This is a genomic window from Campylobacter concisus (assembly GCF_902460675.1).
Lineage (GTDB): Bacteria > Campylobacterota > Campylobacteria > Campylobacterales > Campylobacteraceae > Campylobacter_A > Campylobacter_A concisus_AJ.
In genome coordinates this window covers 504,820-507,218 of record NZ_CABPUQ010000001.1, presented here as the reverse complement: position 1 = coordinate 507,218, position 2,399 = coordinate 504,820, and the positions used below count along the sequence as shown (strand labels likewise).

General features: G+C 37.7%; 1 protein-coding gene. It reads right to left on the bottom strand.

Annotated features, from left to right (window positions below; genetic code table 11):
* On the bottom strand, window positions 1–2,399 hold a 2,399-nt coding region (locus F3G88_RS10185), incomplete at both ends, for an Ig-like domain-containing protein (RefSeq protein WP_223228709.1).

Below are 2,399 nucleotides of genomic sequence, written 5' to 3'. Positions count from 1 at the left end.
ACCTTTATCGATGTCATCTTGGTTGATTGGTTTTTCAGTCTTTTTGCCATTGTCATCAGTAACTACTACTTTATCACCTGGTTTTACTGAACCATCTTTTGGTATAGTAACTTCTACTGTTGTTTTACCAGCATCATTGTCATTAGCTTTGTTTTCATCATCAGAAATTTTGCCATCTTTGTTTGTATCTTCTGGGAATTTAATTTCTGGGTTGCTTGGTTTTCTGCTAAATTCGCTGTCAAGTGAAAGGCTAGCTTTTGATGAATCGCTAATGTTGCCAGCATCATCAGCAAATCTATACTCTGGAGTCTCATATTTGCCATTTCTTAGTTTTTCTATATCGACATTAAATGTAGCTTCAAATCTACCATCTTTGATCATCTCATCAGTGATAGTAACAAATTTAACCCAATTACCTTTGCTATCGATTGACTGGATCACATCACCAGCTTTTATGCTGCCGTCTGCTGGGATATCTATTACCCAGTGAGCTTTGCCGTCTTTTATAGCAGCCACTTCAGCAACGCTTAGAACGCCGTTATTATCTGTATCTTCTAAGAATCTTACTTTTGGATTGCCGATAGTTAGATCCACATCTACACTACCAGATACTTCTTTACTAGCATTACCTGCTTGATCAACGATCTTAGCTGTTATGGTTGAAGTTTGTCCATCAACTACTGGTACTTTAACCTCTATGTGTCCTTTTGCTTTATCAGCATCAGTTATAGGGTGTGATTTTTCTTCACCATTTACAGTGTATTTGATCACATCATTTACTACTGCATCTGTTGGGATAAAAATTTTAGCTGTTGTGTTAGCGTTATCACTATCGCTACCGTTTTCAGCTTTATTTAGCTTGCCATCTTTTGGATTAGTATCTTCAACAAATGTGATTGTTGGCTCAGATGGAGCTGTATGATCATTTGGATGCTCTATATTGCCAGCCGTAGCCATTTCTGTACCTGCGTTACCAGCTTTATCTATTGCTTGAACAAATACTGGAGTACCTGGTTGAACAGCTTTATCTAGTTGAATTAAGAAGTCACCTGCACTGTTAGCGTGACCTTTTCCTATAATGTTGTTGTTTTCATCTCTAAATAATATCTCAGCATTTGGAGTATCTGTATGACCTGTTCCCATAGTTAGCTCTGCTGTATCATCAGCTTTGCTATTTGTATCAATTGGAGTGATTTTAACATTGTCAAGTTTTGGAGCGATTGAGTCTAGATCGATTGTAGCTTCATTGCTTGGTGTGCTCTTACCAAATTTATTCTCAGCAGTTGCTGTAAATTTATGCTCGCCTTGTTTAGTAAGTGCTGGAGCTTCAAATTCCCATGAACCATCAGCTTTAGCTGTTGTCTCACCTATTCTGTCGCCATTATCATAAATTTCTACTTTTGAGCCAGCTTTTGCAGTGCCTTTGATAGTTGGAGTTTTATCATTTGTTAGATGACCTTTTACATCAAGAACGTTACCAACTTTAGTATCTTCTCCATAGCCTTTAACATCATCTATTACTTCTGTGATTACTGGAGCTTCTGGAAGATCTTTATGTAAAATCTCTGTATCACCTGCAGTCTCTGTATCACTACCTTTATGGCCAGCTTTATCAGTTACTTCAACTTTTACTTTATCACCTGGTTCGATTGGATCAGTAGTGATTTCGAAATTTCCCTTATCATCAGTTGTGCCAGTACCTATTGTTTTACCATTTTCATCAGTAACAACTACTGGAGCATTTGGCTCATCTGATTTACCTTTTACGATACCTTTATCTGGAGTACCATCTGATGGGTTAGTCTCATCTACTGGAGTTACAGTATCGATATCTACTTTTGGAGCTGTATGATCATTTGGATGCTCTATATTGCCAGCCGTAGCCATTTCTGTACCTGCGTTACCAGCTTTATCTATTGCTTGAACAAATACTGGAGTACCTGGCTGAACAGCTTTATCTAGTTGAATTAAGAAGTCACCTGCACTGTTAGCGTGACCTTTTCCTATAATGTTGTTATCTACATCCCTAAATAATATCTCAGCATTTGGAGTATCTGTATGACCTGTTCCCATAGTTAGCTCTGCTGTATCATCAGCTTTGCTATTAGTATCAATTGGAGTGATTTTAACGTTATCAAGTTTTGGAGCGATTGAATCTAGATCGATTGTAGCTTCATTGCTTGGTGTGCTCTTACCAAATTTATTCTCAGCAGTTGCTGTAAATTTATGCTCGCCTTGTTTAGTAAGCTCTGGAGCTGTAAATTCCCATGAACCATCAGCTTTAGCTGTTGTCTCACCTATTCTGTCGCCATTATCATAAATTTCTACTTTTGAGCCAGCTTTTGCAGTGCCTTTGATAGTTGGAGTTTTATCATTTGTTAGATGACCTTTTACATCAA